The organism is Streptomyces sp. NPDC087270 (assembly GCF_044744625.1).
GTDB lineage: Bacteria > Actinomycetota > Actinomycetes > Streptomycetales > Streptomycetaceae > Actinacidiphila.
Genome location: NZ_JBIUYR010000026.1, coordinates 17,643 through 36,585 on the forward strand (window position 1 = coordinate 17,643; position 18,943 = coordinate 36,585).

The window sequence follows — 18,943 nt, forward strand, 5'->3', positions numbered from 1 at the left end:
GGTCTGGCGTTCCCGCTGCTTCGACCCGGGGCGGTGGTCTGCCTGATGGCGGCAGAAATACATAGATGCTCTCGGCACGGGAGAGAACTCGTACCGAATCCGGAGCGTGCTCGACACTTCCCGGACAGGCTGTCCGGCCGACCCGGACTGGCTGCCTATACGGTGTGGGAGGCTCCCGGAGAAAGTGCGGTCCCACTGCGGGGACACAGCCCATCGCGCCCAAAGGGCGGCGAATGCTGGCTTGAGGTTAACACTACCCGGTCCAACAGATATTCCCCCTCTCTTCGACCGGCAATCGTGTCACTGCCCACCTGCGAGCGGCAGGACACTCGCCCCGGCGGCGTCCAACGCCAGGCGGTTGGCCGCCCAGCCGTCACCCGCGAGCCGGGAGACCTTGTCCGCGGCGCCCTCGTCGGTGAGCGCGAGCACGGTCGGCCCGGCACCCGATACGACAGCAGGGACGCCCTCCGCGCGTAGACGGTTCACCAGCGCGAGGGATTCCGGCATCGCCGGCGCCCGGTAGTCCTGGTGCAACCGGTCCTCGGTGGCGGGCAGCAGCAGCTCGGGGCGCCTGGTCAACGCCTCGACCAGCAGCGCCGCCCGGCCCGCGTTCACCGCGGCGTCGACGTGCGGAACGGTACGGGGCAGCAGCCCGCGGGCGGTCTCGGTCAGCACCGGCACCCCCGGCACGAAGACCACCGGAACCAGCGACCCGGCCGGCTCCATCCGGACCGCCCGCGCGGCCCCGCCCTCGGTCCAGGCCACGGTGAAGCCGCCCATCAGACACGCCGCGACGTTGTCGGGGTGCCCCTCGATCTCGGTGGCCAGCTCCAGCAGGGCCGTGTCGTCCAGCCCCGCCGGGCCGCCTATCGTCACCGCGCGGGCGGCCATGATGCCCGCGCAGATGGCGGCGGACGACGACCCCAGACCGCGGCCGTGCGGAATGCGGTTCGCACAGACCACCTCCAGGCCGCGCGGCTGGCCGCCGAGCAGGTCGAAAGCGGTGCGCAGGCTACGGACCACCAGGTGTTTCTCGTCGCGCGCCAGCGTGTCGGCGCCCTCACCGGCGATGTCCACGTGCAGACCGGAGTCGGCGACGCGCACCACCACGTCGTCGTACAACCCCAGCGCGAGGCCGAACGCGTCGAAGCCCGGGCCGAGGTTCGCGCTGGTCGCGGGGACGCGCACTCGTACTGCGGCGGCGCGAAACGCTGGACCGGCCATCGTTCGACGAATCTCCTTGGTGCGTACGCCCTGCGGGCGTGGCTCCGTTGCCAGGCGGCGAGGCGGGAAATGGCGATGCGGCGGCATCAGCCGGAACTCGGCGCGATTGCGCCGCTGGGGTAAGCCTATCGAAACAAGGTTCCCCCGCGACATAGGGCGCACGGACCGCGCGTGATGCGTGTCGCCTTCGCGGCGTGCGCCCCTTACGGGAGTGACCCATGGGGAAGGCGGTGCTCCGGGGGCGCGGGGAGCTGCGCGGGCCGGCCCCCCGCTGCCGGTGGTCCGGCGAACTCGCCGCGGAGGCCAAGCTCGCGGGCCCGGCGCACCACCGCCGTGGCTGGTCGCGCAGTTCCCCGCGCCCCTGGTGAGTTGCCGTCTCACGCAACGGCGCCCACGCACCCGTGGGTGGGCGCCGAATTCCGCAACGGCGCCCACGCACCCCTGGGTGGTTGCCGTCTTCCGCGACGGCGCCCACGCCCCCCTGGTGAGTTGCCGTCTCACGCAACGGCGCCCACGCGCCCGTGGGTGGGCGCCGAATTCGCGACGGCGCCCACGCGCTCCTGGCGAGTTGCCGTCTTCCGCGAGGGACCCCCGCCCCGGGGAGGGGGCACCCTGGTCCGTCGGATTCAGGCGAGGCCCAGTTGGGTCGCGGCGGCGTCCGCGTTGACGGGGACCGTGATGGGCTGGGGGGCGCCGGCGACGGCCCAGTCGGGGTCCTTGAGCCCGTTCCCGGTGACCGTGCAGACGATGCGCTGGCCGGGGTCGACGCGGCCCTCGTCCACGGCCTTGAGCAGGCCGGCCACGGACGCGGCGGAGGCGGGCTCTACGAAGACGCCCTCCTTGCCGGCCAGCAGCCGGTAGGCCGCGAGGATCTGACGGTCCGTCACCGCTTCGATGAGGCCGCCCGACTCGTCGCGGGCCTGCTCGGCGAGCTGCCAGGACGCGGGGTTGCCGATCCTGATCGCGGTGGCGATGGTCTGCGGCTCGCGCACCGGCGCGCCGTTGACGATCGGGGCCGAACCGGCCGCCTGGAAGCCCCACATCCGCGGCGTGCGGCCGGCGAAGCCGTCGGCGGCGTATTCGCGGTAGCCCTTCCAGTACGCGGTGATGTTGCCCGCGTTGCCCACCGGGAGCACATGGATGTCGGGCGCGTCGCCGAGCGCGTCCACGATCTCGAACGCGGCGGTCTTCTGCCCCTCGATCCGCACCGGGTTCACCGAGTTGACCAGCGCGACCGGGTACTTCTCGCTGAGGCCGCGGGCGAGGTCGAGGCAGTCGTCGAAGTTGCCGTCGACCTGGAGGATGCGGCTGCCGTGCACCAGCGCCTGACCCATCTTGCCGAGCGCGATCTTGCCCCGCGGCACCAGCACGGCGCAGACCATCCCGGCCCGTACCGCGTACGCGGCGGCGGAGGCGGAGGTGTTGCCGGTGGACGCGCAGATGACCGCCTGGGCGCCGGCCTCCTTCGCCTTGGAGATCGCCATGGTCATGCCGCGGTCCTTGAAGGACCCGGTGGGGTTGGCCCCTTCGACCTTGAGCAGGACGTCGCACCCGGTGCGCTCGGAGAGCACCTGGGCCGGCACGAGCGGAGTGCCACCCTCCAGCAGCGAGACCACCGGGGTGTCCACGCCCACCGGCAGGCGGTCGCGGTACTCCTCGATGATGCCCCGCCACTGGTGGGTGCCGGACATTCGGAGCTGGTCGACCTTGACGTTCATAACGGTGCTACTCCCCTTCCACGCGCATGATGCTGGCCACGCCGCGTACGGTGTCGAGTTCGCGCAGACTGGCGACGGTCGCCGAGAGGGCGGCGTCCGTCGCACGGTGGGTGACGACGACGAGCGATGCCTCGCCGCCCTCGCGCTGCCCGCCACCGCTCTGCTCGACGGCGGCGTCGTCGCCGCTGCCTTGGTTCCTGCCCTGCTGGCGCACCGTGCCGATCGACACGTCGTGCTCGGCGAACACCGTCGCGACCTGAGCCAGGACGCCCGGTTTGTCCGCCACGTCAAGGCTGATGTGGTAACGGGTGACCACATCCCCCATGGGGCTGACCGGCAGTCGCGTGTACGCGGACTCGCCTGCTCCGATGGTAGCGGCGAGTTTGTTGCGGCAGGCCGTCACCAGGTCGCCGAGAACGGCGGAGGCGGTGGGCGCGCCACCGGCGCCGGGACCGTAGAACATCAACCGGCCGGCCGCCTCCGCCTCGACGAAGACGGCGTTGTACGCCTCGCGGACCGAGGCGAGGGGGTGGCTGAGCGGGATCATCGCCGGGTGCACCCGGGCGGTGACCGAGCGGCCGTCGGTGCTGCGCTCGCAGATCGCGAGCATCTTGACCGTGCAGCCCATCTTGCGCGCGGAGGCGATGTCGGCGGCGGTCACCTCGGTCAGGCCCTCGCGGTGCACGTCGTCGATGGTGACGCGGGTGTGGAAGGCGATGCCGGCCAGGATCGCCGCCTTCGCGGCGGCGTCGAAGCCCTCCACGTCGGCGGTGGGGTCGGCCTCGGCGTAACCGAGCGCGGTGGCCTCGTCCAGCGCCTCGCTGTAGCCGGCGCCGGTGGAGTCCATCTTGTCGAGGATGAAGTTGGTGGTGCCGTTGACGATGCCCAGCACCCGGTTGACCCGGTCGCCGGCCAGCGACTCGCGCAGCGGCCTGATCAGCGGGATCGCGCCGGCCACCGCGGCCTCGTAGTACAGGTCGACGCCGTGCTCGACGGCCTTGGCGTGCAGGCTCGCGCCGTCGGCGGCGAGCAGCGCCTTGTTCGCCGAGACCACCGAGGCGCCGTGCTCGAACGCGGTGGTGATCAGGGTGCGGACCGGCTCGATACCGCCGATCACCTCGACCACGACGTCGATGTCGCCGCGCTTGACCAGCGCGGTGGCGTCGGTGGTGAGCAGTTCGGCGGGAACGCCGTCGCGCACCTTGTTGGGACGGCGGACCGCGATCCCGGCCAGCTCGATCGGGGCACCGATCCGCGCGGCGAGGTCGTCCGCCTGCGTCGTGATGATGCGCGTGACCTCGGAGCCGACCACACCGCACCCCAGGAGCGCCACCTTCAGCGGACGCGTACGCATCATCCGACCTCGTCTCTCGTCAAACGTCTCACTCGTCGAACCGTCCGGCCGATCCCGCCGGGCCGGGCTGCGCGAGCAGGCTCTCGCGCGGTCGGGTGCGGGCGCGCCCGCACCTCGTTGAAAAGTCCAGTCTCACGCACCGGACGGGAGAATCCACGCCCTGTCCGGATCGCGAGACCGCCCGGGCGAACCTTGAGATTTTCCGCCCGCCCGGCGATCTTCCACGAATTGCGTGGGCAACCGGCGGCGCCCACCGCAACTTCCGTCTCCGCGCGCCCTGGTAGCCCACCGCCGACGCGCCGGCCTCGTCCCGGCGCGCGGTTGCCGCACCCCTGCTGGTGCCTCTCCTGCCGCGGAGGGACCCGCACACGCTCAGGAGCGCGTGGGGGGCACTCCCCCTGGCTCCGCCGGGGGCACCGGGGGCAACCCCCACCCAGGCGAAGCTCTGGGGGAAGAACAGCGCGAACAACCGCCCACCGACAGGTGGTCGTCCCTCAGCCGACAGAACCACCTGCCCCGGCGGGTCAAGAGCGCCCCCGCAAGGGGTCAGCCGACGTCGAGGCGGAGCAGGTCCTCCTCCGTCTCGCGGCGGACGATCACCCGCGCCTGCCCGTCCGCGACCGCGACCACCGGCGGCCGCAGCGCGTGGTTGTAGTTGCTGGCCATCGCCCGGCAGTACGCCCCGGTCGCGGGCACCGCGATCAGGTCCCCCGGCGCGAGGTCGGCCGGCAGGAACGCGTCCTTGACCACGATGTCCCCGCTCTCGCAGTGCTTGCCGACCACCCGCGCCAGCATCGGCTCGGCGGTGCTGGTGCGCGAGACCAGCGCGACGCTGTACTCGGCGTCGTAGAGCGCGGTGCGGATGTTGTCGGACATGCCCCCGTCGACGCTGACGTACGTCCGCAGGCCGTCGAGCGGCTTGATGGTGCCGACCTCGTAGAGCGTGAACGCGGTCGGCCCGACGATCGCCCGGCCCGGCTCGACCGACAGCCGCGGCGGGGTCAGCCGCGCCGCGTCGCACTCCCGCGCCACGATCTCGCCGAGCGCCTTCGCGATCTCCTGCGGCTCGCGCGGGTCGTCCTCCGGGGTGTAGGCGATGCCCAGGCCGCCGCCGAGGTCGATCTCCGGCAGTTCCACGCCGTGCTCGTCGCGGACCTCGGCCAGCAGCGACACCACCCGGCGGGCGGCCACCTCGAACCCGGCCATGTCGAAGATCTGCGAGCCGATGTGGCTGTGGATGCCGACCAGGTCGAGGCTGTCGAGCTGGAGCACCCGGCGCACCGCCTCGGCGGCCTGCCCGTCGGCCAGGCCGATGCCGAACTTCTGGTCCTCGTGCGCGGTCGCGATGAACTCGTGGGTGTGTGCCTCGACCCCGACGGTCACCCGGATCTGCACCCGCTGCCGGCGACCCTGCCGGGTGGCCTCCGCGGCGACCCGGGCGATCTCCTGGAAGGAGTCCAGCACGATCCGGCCGACGCCCTCGCGCACCGCCCGCTCGATCTCCGCGGCGCTCTTGTTGTTGCCGTGCAGCGCGATCCGCTCGGCGGGCATCCCCGCCGCCAGCGCCACCGCGAGTTCGGTGCCCGAGCAGACGTCGAGGTTCATGCCCTCCTCGTGCAGCCACTTCACCACGGCGCGGGAGAGGAACGCCTTGCCGGCGTAGAAGACGTCGGCCTCGTGCCCGAAGGCCGACCGCCAGGCGCGGCACCGGGCCCGGAAGTCGGCCTCGTCCAGGAAGTACGCGGGCGTGCCGTACTCGGCGGCGAGGTCGCGTACGTCCAGCCCCGCGACCTCCGCGGCGCCGTCGGCGTTACGGGTCACGGTGCGCGACCAGATCCGCGGGTCGAGGGAGTTGAGGTCGGCGGGCGGGCCGGCGTAGTGCCCTTCGGGCAGGACATCGGCGTGGCGGGGGCCGGCGGGGTGTGCGGAACGGCTCACTTCGGGACTTCCTCGGGGCGTGCGGGCGGGGGTTCAGGTCGGTCGGGGTCCACGTCCGGCCGGGGTCAGGCCAGACCCGGTCCGGGGTTCGGTCAGGCCCGGTCCGGGGTTCGGTCCGGTCAGGCCCGGTCGGGGGTTCAGATCCGGTCGGGGGCGCTGATGCCGAGCAGGTGCAGGCCGTCCGCGAGCACGATCCCCGCCGCGTCGGTCAGGCGGAGCCGGGCCGCGTGGACGGCCGAGGGTTTCTCGTCACCCTTCGGCAGTACGCCGCACTCGTCGTGGAACCGGGCGAACGCGTCGGCGAGCCGCTCCAGGTGCCGGGCGACCCGGTCGGGGCCGCGCCGGCGGGCGGCGCTCTCCACCACGCGCGGGAAGTCGGCGATCAGGCCGAGGAGTTCGGTCTCCGCGGGGTGGTGCGAAGGGCTCGGTGCGCCCGGGGACGCCGGCGAAGGGCCACCGCCGTCGACCGGAGCGGGATGCGGGCCGGCCTCTTCGACCGTACACGTGTCCGCCGCGTCCGCCTCGCCGTCGGCCGGCATGCCCAGGTCGTGGGCGTTGCGGAGCAGGGCGCGGGTGCGGGCGTGGGCGTAGCGGACCCGGAACAGCGGGTTGGCCTCGCGCTGGGCGAGCAGGGCGGCGCGGGCGGGGGCGTCCAGGCGCGGGACGTCCTCGGCGGGCGGGCGGAGCAGGGCCCAGCGGGCGGCGTCGCGGCCGAGGGCGGATTCGAGGGCGGCGAGGGTGAGGGGGGCGGTGCGGCCGGTGCTGAGCTCGGCGGGGGTGGCGCTGAGGTCGGCGGGAGTGGCCGGTTCGGCGACTTCGAGGGGCTCGGGCGGGGTGTCCGGGGCGGCCGGGAGTGCGCCGGCGGCCCGCAGCAGGACGTTCGCCACCTCCGCGACGAGCGTGCCGCGTACGGCGCCGTCGGTCGCGGCCACGGTCACCCGCTCGTCGGCGAGCCCGTCGCCGTACCCGTATCTCTCGCGCTCCTCGCGGACCCTGCGCACCACCACGTCGTACGCGCGCGAGCTGAGCGTGATGTTCAGGAAGCCGGCGCCCGCGATCTGCACGCCCGCGATGCCGGGCTCCCGGGCGAGCCGGCGGCGCAGGATCTCCGCGACCTCCCGGGCGGTGCGTCCGGCCGGCCCGGCCAGCTGGAGTGCCACGTTCGTGGCGTAGTCCCCGCAGCCGGGGCGGGGCGGCCGCTGCACCACCACCTTCTCGGGCACCTCCACGGCCAGCTCGGCCGCGTCCACGGCACGGCGCACCGTGGTCAGGACGGTGCGGGACAGCTCGGCGGGGGTCACGGGAAAAGCGTAGGCGAGGGAGGGGGTGGGGAGGCGAGCGGGTTTACGGCCCGGCGTGTGGGCCGGGGCACGGTGGGAGGCGCGCTCAGGCGCCGGAGCCGGGTCCGGGGGTGGCGGCGGCCTGGTCCTGGGGCTGGTCCGGCGGCTGGTCCGCGCGGTGCTCCCCCGGCACTCCGGACGGCGGCCCGGGTTCCTCCGGCGCCTCGGCCGGGCGGGGGCCGCGCCGGACCAGCCGGCGCACCGTCTCCACGAGCAGCGCGGGCTCGAACGGCTTCGCCAGATACGCGTCGACCCCGCCGGGCCCGCTGACCGCCTCCGGCAGGTTCCCCGCGCTGATCATCACGATGCCCACCTGCCGCGTCCGCGGGTCCGCCCGCAGCCGCATCGCGGTCCGCGCTCCGTCCAGCCGGGGCATCACCACGTCGAGCGTCACCACGTCCGGCTGCACCGAGTGCACGATCTCCAGGCACTCGGCACCGTCAGCCGCGGTCACCACCTCGAAGCCCTCCAGCTCCAGGTTGACCCTGATCAGTTGCCGGATCACCCTGTTGTCATCGACAACAAGCACCCGGCCGGACGCTCCCGCCACACCCGAAATCGTAGGCGCCCCCCTCGCGATGCGTCCGCGTTTTGCCCATTTCTTCCCCGCGACGGGTGAACCCGGCCCCCACCCACCGGCCCTCCCCCCGCACCCCCGAAACCCCGTACACGTCCACCCTCCCCAACCTGCTAATGTTCTTCCCGTCGCCCCCGTAGCTCAGGGGATAGAGCAACGGCCTCCGGAGCCGTGTGCGCAGGTTCGAATCCTGCCGGGGGCACAACCGGAACAAGGCTCTGACCAGCAGAAATGCCGGTCAGAGCCTTTCTTGTACTGCCACAACGCACACGGTCTTCTGACCTTTGCTCGTTTCGGCAGGAGAACCCTACAAATCTCCGTTGAACAGACTCGGCGTTGTCATCGCCGCAGGTCAAGCGGCCAGCGATCGCGTGACGGCCGCACTTACCCGTCGCCAGGACGCTCTGCGGACCACATTCGTCCTCCGGCCAAGCTCGGCGCGAGCACCGCTGCGACCTGCGATGACGAACGCAAACGCACACGGCTCCGGATGTCTTTGCTCTCACTCGTTCACACAGGCGGGGCGGGCAGGCTATCCGCCGATTCGGGCGACCAAGGAGTGTCCGACCTATAACGGTTTGAAGCGGATGTGTGCGCTGAAGTGGCGCGCCGGGCGGCGCGGCGGAAGGCGGTAAGGGCGGCAGGGCCAGCGATGAAGTGCGCGGCCGGTGTCCCAGCCGAGGGGGCTCCCCACGCTGGGTCCCCACCACCGACTTCATCAGCGGATCCACCAGCAAGCTCGCCCGCGTCATCGACGACGGCACCGGCGCGCTCAAGGTCTGCTCCCGGTAGCCGTGACCGGCACGATCACAACTCTGGGCACCGTCCTGGACGCCGCCGCCACCTCCGCTACGCGCAGCGGCTGCGTCACCGCCATCACTCCCGTGTCCAGAACGGGCACTGACGGCCAGGCGCCGGACCGGCCCTCGGGGCCGCCGGCTCCGCGCCGAACTGCCGTCGCCTAGATCCGGGCACCCAGTGATCCGGGCGGCCATGCCCCGGTGGGCACCTGCGTCTTCCAGCCTCACTGGTCAAGATCAGTCATCCTCGCCGACCATCCCCTCGGTCGCGGCGAGGAGCCGGGCCCGCTCCTCGCGCAGCTCGAGGGCTTCCGCGAAACTGAGAAAGATCGGACGTGGCGCGGGAAGCACCTCGTCCCCTCGAAGGAATGCCGACAGCACGAGGATCGCCTCCTGGCAGACCACCAGTGCTCCGGCCGACTTCCTGGTGACGGTGTTTCCGCCCATATCGAAGTTCCTGAGCACCTTGAAGATCACATCCATCCGTGCCCTCAGGGGGCCTGAGTTCGGTATCAGGAGAACCGCCAACTCCGCCTCGCGCAGGTGCTGCCAGACGGGTCCCCGCCAGTTCTCCGGCAGCTGAGCCGACGCAACCATGATCACCGAATCAAGGTGTCGTCTGAGGCTCAGCAGCTCGCCGAGCGCGGCGTCCCCGACGCTGATACCCCTCTGCTCGCGACGTTCCTGATTCGCCGTGCGTGCCTGCTGGCGATGCTGGAGCCATCCGCCGAGAAGAGCGCCCCCCGCACCGACGACGGCACCTCCCAGGCCCGCCAAGCCGCCTATCCATCCCGCCGCCAGTGTCTAATAAACGGCGGATCTGTTGATCATGGAGACGCCAAGTGAGTGAGATGACGATCGAGCACGAGTCCGCGGCTGAGCCGGTCGGTGCGGCCATGTCGGACGAGCAGTTGATCACGATGCTGGTCGAACGGGCCCGGAGTGAGGGCATGCAGCTGACCGGTGCGGGCGGGCTGTTGCAGCAGTTGACCAAGCGGGTGCTGGAGCCCCTCCCTAGAGGGCGAGATCACCGACCACCTCGGCTATGACAAGCACTATCCGGCGGGGAAGAACAGCGGCAACAGCCGCAACGGCACCCGGGCGAAGACCGTGCTGACGGATGTCGGGCCGGTGTAGGTCACGGTGCCGAGGAACGTGGCCGGCAGCTTCGAGCCGCAGATCGTCCGCAAGCGGCAGCGTCGGCTGACGGGCGCGGACGAGATGGTGCTGTCGCTGTCCGCGAAGGGCCTCACCCACGGGGAGATCTCCACGCACCTGGCCGAGATCTACGGCGCCGAGGTTTCCAAGCAGACCATCTCCACCATCACCGACCAGGTGATGGAAGGTATGACTGAATGGCAGAACCGGCCGTCGACCGCGTCTATCCCGTTTTGTTTGTCGATGCCATCAACGTGAAGATCAGGGACGGGAAGGTCGCGAACCGGCCCGTCTACGTCGTCATGGCCGTCACCGTCGAGGGCAACCGGGACATCCTCGGCATCTGGGCCGGCGACGGCGACGAGGGCGCGAAGTACTGGCTTCAGGTGTTCACCGAGCTGAAGAACCGCGGCCTGGATGACATGCTGATGCTGGTCTGCGACGGACTGAAGGGCCTGCCGGACGCGGTCGAGACCGCCTGGCCCCGAACAATTGTCCAGACCTGCATCGTTCACCTCCTGCGCAACAGCTTCCGATACGCCTCGCGCGCGGACTGGGACAAGATCGCCAAGGCGCTCAAGCCCGTCTACACCGCGCCGAACGAAAGCGCAGCAGCCGAACGCTTCGGCGGTTCCAGGACACCTTGGGGAAGAAGTGCCCGGCAATCATCAACCTCTGGGAGAACGCCTGGGCCGAATTCGTGCCCTTCCTCTCCTTCGACGTCGAAATTCGCACGGTCATCTGCTCCACGAACGCCTTCGAGTCCGTGAACGCGCGGATACGCAGGGCCGTCCGGGCCCGCGGGCACTTCCCCACCGAGGCCGCCGCCCTGAAGTGCGTCTACCTGGCGCTGATGAGCCTGGACCCGACCGGCAAGGGTCGCAAGCGGTGGACCATGCGCTGGAAGGCGCCCCTGAACGCCTTCCAGATCGCCTTCGAGGGCCGGCTCACGCCAGCCAACAACTGAACCTCAACCATCAAGATCAGCCGTTAAATTGACACACCCCAGCGACTCCCGATTCTCCTCTGGCCGCCGCGGGAGTGTTCAATGATCGGCCCTGTCTCACTTTCGGTGGTGACGGAGGGTGCTGTTATCCGAGGAGGATGCGGTGGCGAAGCAGGGTGGAGCCTGCACGTTCGTGCATCTGATGCACGAACCGCTTGGTCTTGGTGTTGACGCCGGTGGGGCCGTTGCTGGACGGAAGCGTGAGGCTGGCGATCACTGCGTCGATGTCCCGGTCCAGGCCTCGGGTGAAGGCGTGCAGGTGGGGCAGGTCGGCTGCCCGCACTTGGATCCCCACACACGTGACAAATCCTATCGCCAGCCTCGCTGGATGGATCCCGGAATGATCCATCTCGCGTCCGGGCGCACCCCACCGACAGCGCTCATCACATTCTTCTGCCCAGTGAAGATGGCCCGGGCCTACGTTCGCTCGGCCACTCGGGTGCGCGCCCAGTCGACGATGGACTCTCGATTTGGCTGATCGGGTTCCAGCCGAGCCAGAAGGTCCTCAAGGCCCGTCGCATCCACCGCATCAATTCGTAGGAACAACGTCAGCAACTCCTTGGACATCAGTCGACGGATACCTGAATCCGGGTCACTCGCCTCCCGCAACACCGTCTCCCGATCCAGTAGCTGCCGCATCAATGGCAACCGATCCTTCAAAGCATCTGCCAGAGCAGTGCCACAACGAGTTCCCTCGTCTGCCTGGTCAACTACCCAGCGGTAGGAGAACGGCGGACCAGCCCGGAACCGATGAGCCACGTGCTGCGGCGGCACGATGTCGCACCGGACCACCCCTGCACCTGCGCCAGGCGCCGAGAGTCCCAGGTCGTTGCGGTTGAGCCAGTCCCAACGTGATAGCGGAACCATAACGAAGTCGACCGCGAAGACTCCGGGCTCGCTTCGAACATCGAATTCCACGATGATGAGGTCACCATTGTCACCGGTGAGCCGATAGCTCCGCCCCTTCTTGCGGAACCCCGCTGGCTTCATAACCGGCGTCACATACCTCCCAATCACGGTGTCAACAGGGTTGGCCATCTGTTCCTCCCACATCGGATCGACCATCTGGGCCGCGATCAAGCGGCCAGCCCGAACAGGCTGCGGATCAGCACCGCGGTACCGGCAGCAGCTCCCCCCGCAGCTTCTTCGGGTGCACCTGCAACGACCAGAGGTGCTCCGATGATCACAAACGGAACGATCAAGTCCGTCATGCCACCACCGGGCCCTAGAGGGACGATACCGAGGCCTGGTTGATCGACAGTACCCGAGTACGGACCGGGCCCTGGACCGGGTTCCGGATCCGGTATGTTCACAGGCTGCTGCGCCCAGACATTAGTCGGATTATCTGTCAGAATTTTTCGAAATTTCTTGCTTCTGCCAGGGTGGCCGTAAATCACCGAACCGGGTTCTGGGCCAATTACTTTATCGCCGTTCTTGACATTGTAGGGGCCGCCAATAGTCCAACCGACGACCGCTTTTTGACCATTATTCCGAATGGCTTTAACGTACCAATTCGCCTCCTTAACGGCCTTGTTGGACTGCCCGGCCGACTTTACCTCCCATACATAGTATACGTCGCTCGCATCGTCATGCAGGAGAATGTCTGGCTTACCGTAGCTACACCCAGGATCTCCTGGATTTTTTCCGCCATAGAGGCACTTCTTTGCAGCGCCGACCACTTGGGTATTCGTGGTGATCTCGTAGTTCGTGATGCCCAAGATCCGCAACTGGTCTTTGATCGCCTTAATAGCGCGATTCTGCGCCTGGTCATGCCGAGTAGTTTTGTCGCCATATGATCCAGTCGAACCCGAACCCGAACCCGAACCCGAACCCGAACCCGAACCCGAACCCGAACCCGAACCTGGACTGGATTTACTAGGCGCAGTCGGCACGCCGGCAACGCATTGAATTTCTCCCCTCGCGCATTCCTCCACCTGCTGGCCGCTGGGGTCAGCCAAGGTAACCGGGTTATTGTCGCCGTAGGCGTAGCCGTTGAGAGATTGGCCGTCGCTGGTGTCGAGTTGGGGGTCGACGGAGACGAAACGGCCGGTGGTCGGGTCGTAGGCGCGGGCTCCGATGTAGGTGAGGCCGGTGGTGTCGTCGGTGGGTTTGCCGAGGAAGCCCTTGTCGTCTGGCCAGGTACCGGAGCCACCGGTGCGGGGTGCGCCGAAGGGGGTGGTGTAGCGCTTGATGACGGTCTGGTCGGTCGCGGTGACGGCGAGGGAACTGGTGCCGTGCTGGTCTCCGGCCGTCCAGGACAGTGCGGGCTGGCCTGGTTGATTGGTGCGCAGCGCCACGCTTGCGCCGCCGAAACTGTAGGAGCGCTGTGCCCAGTAGGAGGTGGATGTGCCAGTCTTTTTCAGGTGGACCTCGGTGATGCCGTCAAGGTAGAGGACGGTTTCGCCCGAGGTGTCGCTGCGTATGAGGAGGTTTCCGCCTGGGCCGTACAGGTAGTTCGTGGTGTCGGTCGTGGAGCCGTTAGGCACCTTGACGCTGTCGAGCTGGCCTTGGGCGTTCCAGCCGAGGGTCTCGGTCTTGCCGCCCTGGGGGCGGGTAGTCGTGGCGCCGTTGTCGTCGTAGGTGTACTGGGTGGGCGCGTTGGTGCAGGTGGCCGCAGGGATGACTGCGGTCAGGGCGTGCGGTTGGGTGGCGTTGTAGCAGTAGGTCTGCAGTGTGCTGCCGGTGGTGGTGTGGTCGGTCTGCGTGGAGCGCAGCCCGCCGTCTGTGTAGGTATAGGAGGTCCAGTACGGGCTGGCGCCTCCGAGGTTGGCTACGGTGCGTTTGTCGGTGGAGCAGTCGGCGGTGGCGGGTGTCCAGGCTTCGGTCATCCGCTGGTAGCCGTCGTACGCGAAGCACTGGTTGTCGGCTCTGCCGGTGCCGCCGAGGTCGGTGGGGTCGCTGATCGAGGTGACGTTGCCGGCGTCGTCGTAGGTGTAGTTCAGGTCCTGCAGGTCGTAAGGGGCGGTTTGGCTCGTCACCTGGGACCTGGTCAGGCGGTCGGTGCCGTCCTCGAAGGTGTTGGTGATGAAGGCATGCTTGATGCCTGCTGCGGAGGAGGTGGCGAGGTCCAGTTGGGAGACCTCGCCGATCGGCGAGTAGGTGGTGCCGTTGACGTAGCCGGAGGTGCCGGACATCGTCGTTGGCAGTCCGACGTCGTCGTATTTGGTGCTGACCTGTTCGGCGGGCAGTCCGCCTGCGGCTGGTGTTTTGATGAACTGCTGGGTGCCGTCGATGTTGTATGCGGTGGAGAAGGAGAGGGTGGAGCTGACCGCTCCTGAGGTGACCAACTGGTCATCCGACGGCAGGGTCAACTGGGTGGCGGTGGCCCGGTCCATGCTGTCGTAGGCGGTGACCGTGCTCGTGTAGGCGGTTCCGGTGGGCCCGCTTCCGCCGACGTATCGGGTAGCGGAGGTGGGCTGGCCCAGCACGAGGCTGTCGTAGATGTAGGCGGTGAGTTGGTTGGCGGGGACCTGTTCCTCGGTGGTGGAGGTCAGATCAGCGCCAGCTGGAGCGCTCCAGGTGCCGGTCGGCCGGCCGAGGTCGTCGTAGGCGGAGATGATGGCGTTGCCGACGGCGTCCTTGGTCCAGGAGACCTGGTCGAGGTCGGTGTAGCCGGTGGTGCTGCTGCCGGCGTCAGGGTCGACTGCCGTGGTCTGCCGCCCGTACAGATCATAGGTGTAGGACCAGTGGGCGCCGTCGGGACCGGTGACGGTGGACGGCTTGCCGTCGACGGTAGAGGTGAACGCGGTTCGGGTGTAGGGGGTGCCGACGCCACTGCCGTACTGGGTGTCGGCGGTGGAGGTGCCGGCGTACTGGCGCTGCTCGGTGGTGCGGCCGAGTGCGTCGGTGATGGTGCGGGTGCCCGAGGCTCCGCTCACGCCGGTGACCGCGGTGGAGTCGCCTGTATACGTGGTGGTGGTCGACCACTTCTGCACGCCGAAGATCAGCAGCGTGCTGGTGGTGGCGCGGCCAGCTCCGTCGTAGACGGTCTCGGTCTGCTTCGGTGCGCCGCCGTACTCCACGGGGGCGTATGTGCCGCTCGGCGCGGCGTCCTTGTCGAAGACGTCCGCGTAGGTCTCGTAGGCCAGGCCGCGGCTGTCGTAGCGGGTGTCGGTCAGTAGTCGTCCGCCGTTGGGGGTCGGTGACTGGGTCTGCAGGGGCCGTAGCAGCGAGTCGAAGATCGCGTAGCTGGTGTTGTAAGTGGCGCCGTCGGCCCTCAGGGTGCCGGTGGACTCCCACGACGGTGTTGTCCCGTTGTTGGGGTGATAGGCGTAAACGTAGTTGGCCGCTTGGTCAAGGATGCGCCGGCGGTTGGGCAACCAGGTGGCGGTCACCCGGCCGAGCGCGTCATAGGCGGACTCGGTGACCTTGCCGTCGACCGCAGTGGTCTTCAGTACGTTGCCACGCTCCGGGTCGATGTCGGTAACGGCAGCCTGGCCCGCGGGGTTGGTGGCCGTGGTCTCGGTGGTCGGTCCGCCCGACGTCGGTGTATAGCCCACCTTCGTCGCGTTGCCTTCGGCATCCTTGGTGAGGACGGGGCGACCCAGGCCCGGGTCGCTGGAGTCGTCGAAGGTGGTTTGGGTGACGGTTTGCCAGCTGGCCGGGTAGCGCTCGTCGTTGGTCGCCAGGGCCGGGTAGCCGGTAGGACGTCCGGTCCAGGTGGCCTCGCCCTTGGTCGGTTTCTGGTTTGCCGTCCACGCCGTGGCGGAGGTGTTGTCGTAGACGGTGGCCGTATCGGACAGGACGTCACCGCGCGTGGCCGAGCCGGCCGGGAGGTTCAGGTCGGCCTCCGCCACCGAGCACGGGCGCGCCACCGTGCGGACACGGGAGACCAGCGAGCTGATGCCGATGTCAGGGTTGCGGGCGTACCAGTTGCGGGTGCAGCTCTCGTCCCCGGACTTGGCGGTGTCACCTGTGTCATCCGAGGTGGCGGCCATGCCATAGTCGTCATAGGTGGTGCTGACTGCGCGGCTGCGCCAGGTCTGCGGCACGGTCAGGTAAGTATTGGTCGTGGTCTTGACGGTCCTGATGTAGTACGCCTCGATGTCGGCATACGACTTGTGCTGGCTCGCGGTGTTCTTGGACCACGGGTCGTTGACGGTCACCGAGACCGGTGTGGAGCCGTTGTAGGTGACCTCTTCGCGTTCGAAGCCCGCATACTGCGTGGAGTCGGTGAGGTCGGGGACGTTCAATCCCGTGATCGGGAGGCCGCTGACTTTGGCCGAGCGGGTGGCGGTGGTGCCCTTCTGTTTGTCGCCGTTCAGGCCCAGCATGTAGACGGACACGGTCTTCGACTGGGTGGTGCCTTTCGCGCCGTCTGTCTCGGTGACCTGTCCGTATCCTTCGAAGTCCGACCAGGTCCGCTCTTTCTCGGGGGTGAAGGGGTCGTCGTTGTGGCGCCAGCCGGGGTTGGCGTAGTCGTAGGCCGTCTCAACTGCTTCACCGCGTCCGGCCGGGTCGGTCGTGACGACTGCCTGCACTGGATACTTCTGGAACCAGTCGAGTGCGGCGTCGGTGGCACCGTTGATGTGCCAGTACTGGGGGAAGCAGTTCTTGTCGTCGTCGTCCTCGGCCTTCGGCATGCTCGATCCGCGTATGCAGTCGGCCGCGTCCAGAGTGACGGTGGTGATCGCCCCGGTCTCGGAGGTGATCGTGTCGATGCGATAGCGGCTCAGCGGGAGGATGTCGTCGCTGTTGGAGTCCGCCCGGTTGTGGAGGGGCCGGTAGGTGAAAGTCAGCGGTTTCACGACGGCGCTATCGCTGCCGCCCTCGCCGGTCTGGACGATCGAGTCGAGGACGAGTGATTGGTCGCTAGTGTCGCCGATGTCGCCGGGGTCGAGGAATTCTTGCGTGAAGTCCCATTTGTCGACCGGGTCGTACTTGTTGGTGGTGGCCAGCCACGCGAATGTCTCGACCTTTGTGAGCCGCTTGCGGGTAAAGAACGTTGGACCGGTCGTGATGCAGTCCGCGGCCTTGGCGCACACGGAGTCGAAGGGGACATCGGGCCAGTGGTCGGATGTGTCCTTGTTCAGCGTGGTGCAGTCGTTGAAGCAGCGCTCGTCGTAGGTGAAGTCGACCTCGTCCGACGCCTTCGCGGTGAACAGCGTGTCCGTGCGCTGCCCGTAGAGGATCTTGTCGAGGGTTCCGGCACGCGTGTAGGAGCCAGTGCCGGTGGTAGCGCCGTTCTTGGCGTAGTAGTTGGTCTCCGCCGTGTACCAGTACGTCTCGGCGTTGCCGTGGACGTCGGCGACGTAGTCGAGGTTCCAGCGCCACGCCTGGTTCAGTGAGCGCCCGGAGAAGGAGGTGCCGTCGGCATAGCCGGGCTCACCTGAGCTGTTGCCGAAGACCGGGATGGTCCATACGGAGTTGGTGCGCTGGTCTCCGGCTCCGGGCAGCTTGTTCAGGCCGAAGACGTACTTGGTGCCGTCGCCGGTGGTCACTGTCCAGTACTCGCCGGCACCGTCGATCGTGCTGTCACCTTGGTCGCCGTTGTCGGCGCCGGTGGAGTGCGTGACGATCGAGGCGTCGTCGTTCTTCAACCGCCATACGCCGGTCGCATCGTCCTTGACGAGCTCGCTGGAGTGCCCGTTCAGCACCAACGAGGCGTTGTCGTACTTCCAGCACTCGTCATATTTGCCGTCTTCACCGTCGTCGTCGCACGAGGCGTAGGAGCGTGTGATGTACGCGTCCGAGCTGAGGGTGAACCCCTCGCCGAGCTGGGTGGCCTGGTTGTTCGTTGTGGCCGTCTTGCCATCCACGCTGGAGGAGTCGTACGACAACCCCACCGATGGCGCCGGCCCGGCTGCGGCCGGCGGTATCGACATCGGGTAGGACCAGGTGAAAGCACCGGAAGAACTGCCCGCAGACCAGGTGGAGGCCGCCGACATGGGCGTAGCAGCGTAGTTGCCAGATCCCGACGGGGACTCGCTGCTGCTGCCGGATGCCTGCGCCGAGAACACGGCGGGCGCAGCTGAATCTGACGTGGCCTCGGCCTCGGATATCGCGCTCAGCTGTAGATCCGCGGAGAGCGTCTGCGACTTCAGATCGTTGCGCGAGGACAGAGACACCGGCTTCCGGCAGTCCGCGTCATGCGGGCGCGTCAGCACGCAGCCCGGCAACTGGACCAGCCTGAGCCGACTTCCCCAGCCGCCGCCCAAGGCAGAGGCGAACTGCGAATAGTTCACGTCCACATGTGCGAGACCTGGCGTGGCAGCGGTGGCCGCGAACAGCACACCGTGGATACCGGCCGCATCCGCGGCACCCTGTCCTAGCGATCGCACCCGGACCTGACCCGCCGCCTCTACGACGCCGTGGGTCGTCGCAGTCTTGCCTGCCGTGCTCCTGGCCGCGGTGTTCTTGGCGACTGCACGCGACACACTGACCGGCAGACCTCCGGCCGTCAGGTGCACGGCCGTCGAACTCGACAGGTCCGCGGTGCCCGAACCAGCAGAAGGCCACGTGGCCTTCTGCTCAGCCACAGCGCGCCGCGCTTGAGCGTCGTCGGAATCCCGGGCGGACTTCACCTGAGCGCGGGCAGCCTTGCCGCCGGTCTCGTGGACGGTGGACAACTTCCCCGCGCGGTAACCCGGAGCATCAGGACGTCCAGGTCCAGCAGTTGTGGCCTGCGCGGTCTGCGCGAGACCCGCAGGCACGACCAACGCGACCGACAACGCCACTACGATGGGCAGGCGCCGTCCGCGTAGCCGGGTCGGCGAGCTTGTCGCGTGTCGGAACAGCACACCGTTCAGCAACGTGGTGCGCATCCATCGGTTCTTGCCACCGGCGGTCACGAACGGGCCTCCATGCGCTCGGATGTGGAACGGCTGCT

The 18,943-nt window shown here is 68.6% G+C and carries 9 protein-coding genes, 1 tRNA gene and 2 pseudogenes; 2 read left to right on the forward strand and 10 right to left on the reverse strand.

What is annotated here, in order from left to right:
- Positions 1 to 300: 300 nt before the first annotated feature.
- The 6 genes from thrB to ACIPAE_RS35935 all read right to left on the reverse strand — a co-directional run bounded on the left by thrB (position 301) and on the right by ACIPAE_RS35935 (position 8,124).
- The gene (gene thrB / locus ACIPAE_RS35910; RefSeq protein WP_329364541.1) at positions 301 to 1,224 is read right to left on the reverse strand and encodes a homoserine kinase; all 924 of its coding nucleotides are present in this window, start codon (positions 1,222 to 1,224) and stop codon (positions 301 to 303) included.
- Between the two features lie 626 nt (positions 1,225 to 1,850).
- Positions 1,851 to 2,915, reverse strand: coding sequence for a threonine synthase (gene thrC, locus ACIPAE_RS35915; RefSeq protein WP_329373893.1), 1,065 nt, complete (start codon positions 2,913 to 2,915; stop codon positions 1,851 to 1,853).
- A gap of 34 nt (positions 2,916 to 2,949) precedes the next feature.
- Complete coding sequence (locus tag ACIPAE_RS35920) at positions 2,950 to 4,299, reverse strand: homoserine dehydrogenase (protein WP_328469595.1); 1,350 nt, start codon at positions 4,297 to 4,299, stop codon at positions 2,950 to 2,952.
- A gap of 543 nt (positions 4,300 to 4,842) precedes the next feature.
- Entirely contained in the window at positions 4,843 to 6,234 is a 1,392-nt protein-coding gene (gene lysA / locus ACIPAE_RS35925; RefSeq protein ID WP_402451116.1) for a diaminopimelate decarboxylase, read from the reverse strand.
- A 137-nt stretch (positions 6,235 to 6,371) separates the two neighbouring features.
- Positions 6,372 to 7,535: an ArgS-related anticodon-binding protein NrtL gene (gene nrtL, locus ACIPAE_RS35930; RefSeq protein WP_402451118.1), complete on the reverse strand. Its 1,164-nt coding sequence runs from the start codon at positions 7,533 to 7,535 to the stop codon at positions 6,372 to 6,374.
- An 85-nt stretch (positions 7,536 to 7,620) separates the two neighbouring features.
- The gene (locus ACIPAE_RS35935; RefSeq protein WP_402451119.1) at positions 7,621 to 8,124 is read right to left on the reverse strand and encodes a response regulator; all 504 of its coding nucleotides are present in this window, start codon (positions 8,122 to 8,124) and stop codon (positions 7,621 to 7,623) included.
- 157 nt (positions 8,125 to 8,281) lie between these two features.
- Between ACIPAE_RS35935 and ACIPAE_RS35940 the strand changes: the two genes are divergently transcribed.
- A tRNA-Arg gene (locus ACIPAE_RS35940) sits at positions 8,282 to 8,353 on the forward strand.
- Between the two features lie 835 nt (positions 8,354 to 9,188).
- Here ACIPAE_RS35940 and ACIPAE_RS35945 read toward each other — a convergent pair.
- Positions 9,189 to 9,728 (reverse strand): hypothetical protein, encoded by a 540-nt coding sequence (locus ACIPAE_RS35945; RefSeq protein WP_402451121.1) that lies wholly within the window; start codon positions 9,726 to 9,728, stop codon positions 9,189 to 9,191.
- 74 nt (positions 9,729 to 9,802) lie between these two features.
- Here ACIPAE_RS35945 and ACIPAE_RS35950 point away from each other — a divergent pair.
- Positions 9,803 to 11,076 (forward strand): annotated as a pseudogene (locus ACIPAE_RS35950) (IS256 family transposase).
- Between the two features lie 124 nt (positions 11,077 to 11,200).
- Here ACIPAE_RS35950 and ACIPAE_RS35955 read toward each other — a convergent pair.
- From ACIPAE_RS35955 to ACIPAE_RS35965, 3 genes and pseudogenes are all read right to left on the reverse strand, one after another.
- Positions 11,201 to 11,401, reverse strand: a pseudogene (locus ACIPAE_RS35955) (ISL3 family transposase); the annotation flags it as partial.
- 131 nt (positions 11,402 to 11,532) lie between these two features.
- Positions 11,533 to 12,195, reverse strand: a complete 663-nt coding sequence (locus ACIPAE_RS35960) for a DUF4304 domain-containing protein (RefSeq protein WP_402451124.1) — start codon at positions 12,193 to 12,195, stop codon at positions 11,533 to 11,535.
- A complete protein-coding gene (locus ACIPAE_RS35965) occupies positions 12,192 to 18,905 on the reverse strand; it encodes an RHS repeat domain-containing protein (protein ID WP_402451125.1) in 6,714 nt (2,237 codons plus the stop codon). The genes ACIPAE_RS35960 and ACIPAE_RS35965 overlap by 4 nt, the downstream gene beginning before the upstream one ends.
- Between the last annotated feature and the right edge of the window lie 38 nt (positions 18,906 to 18,943).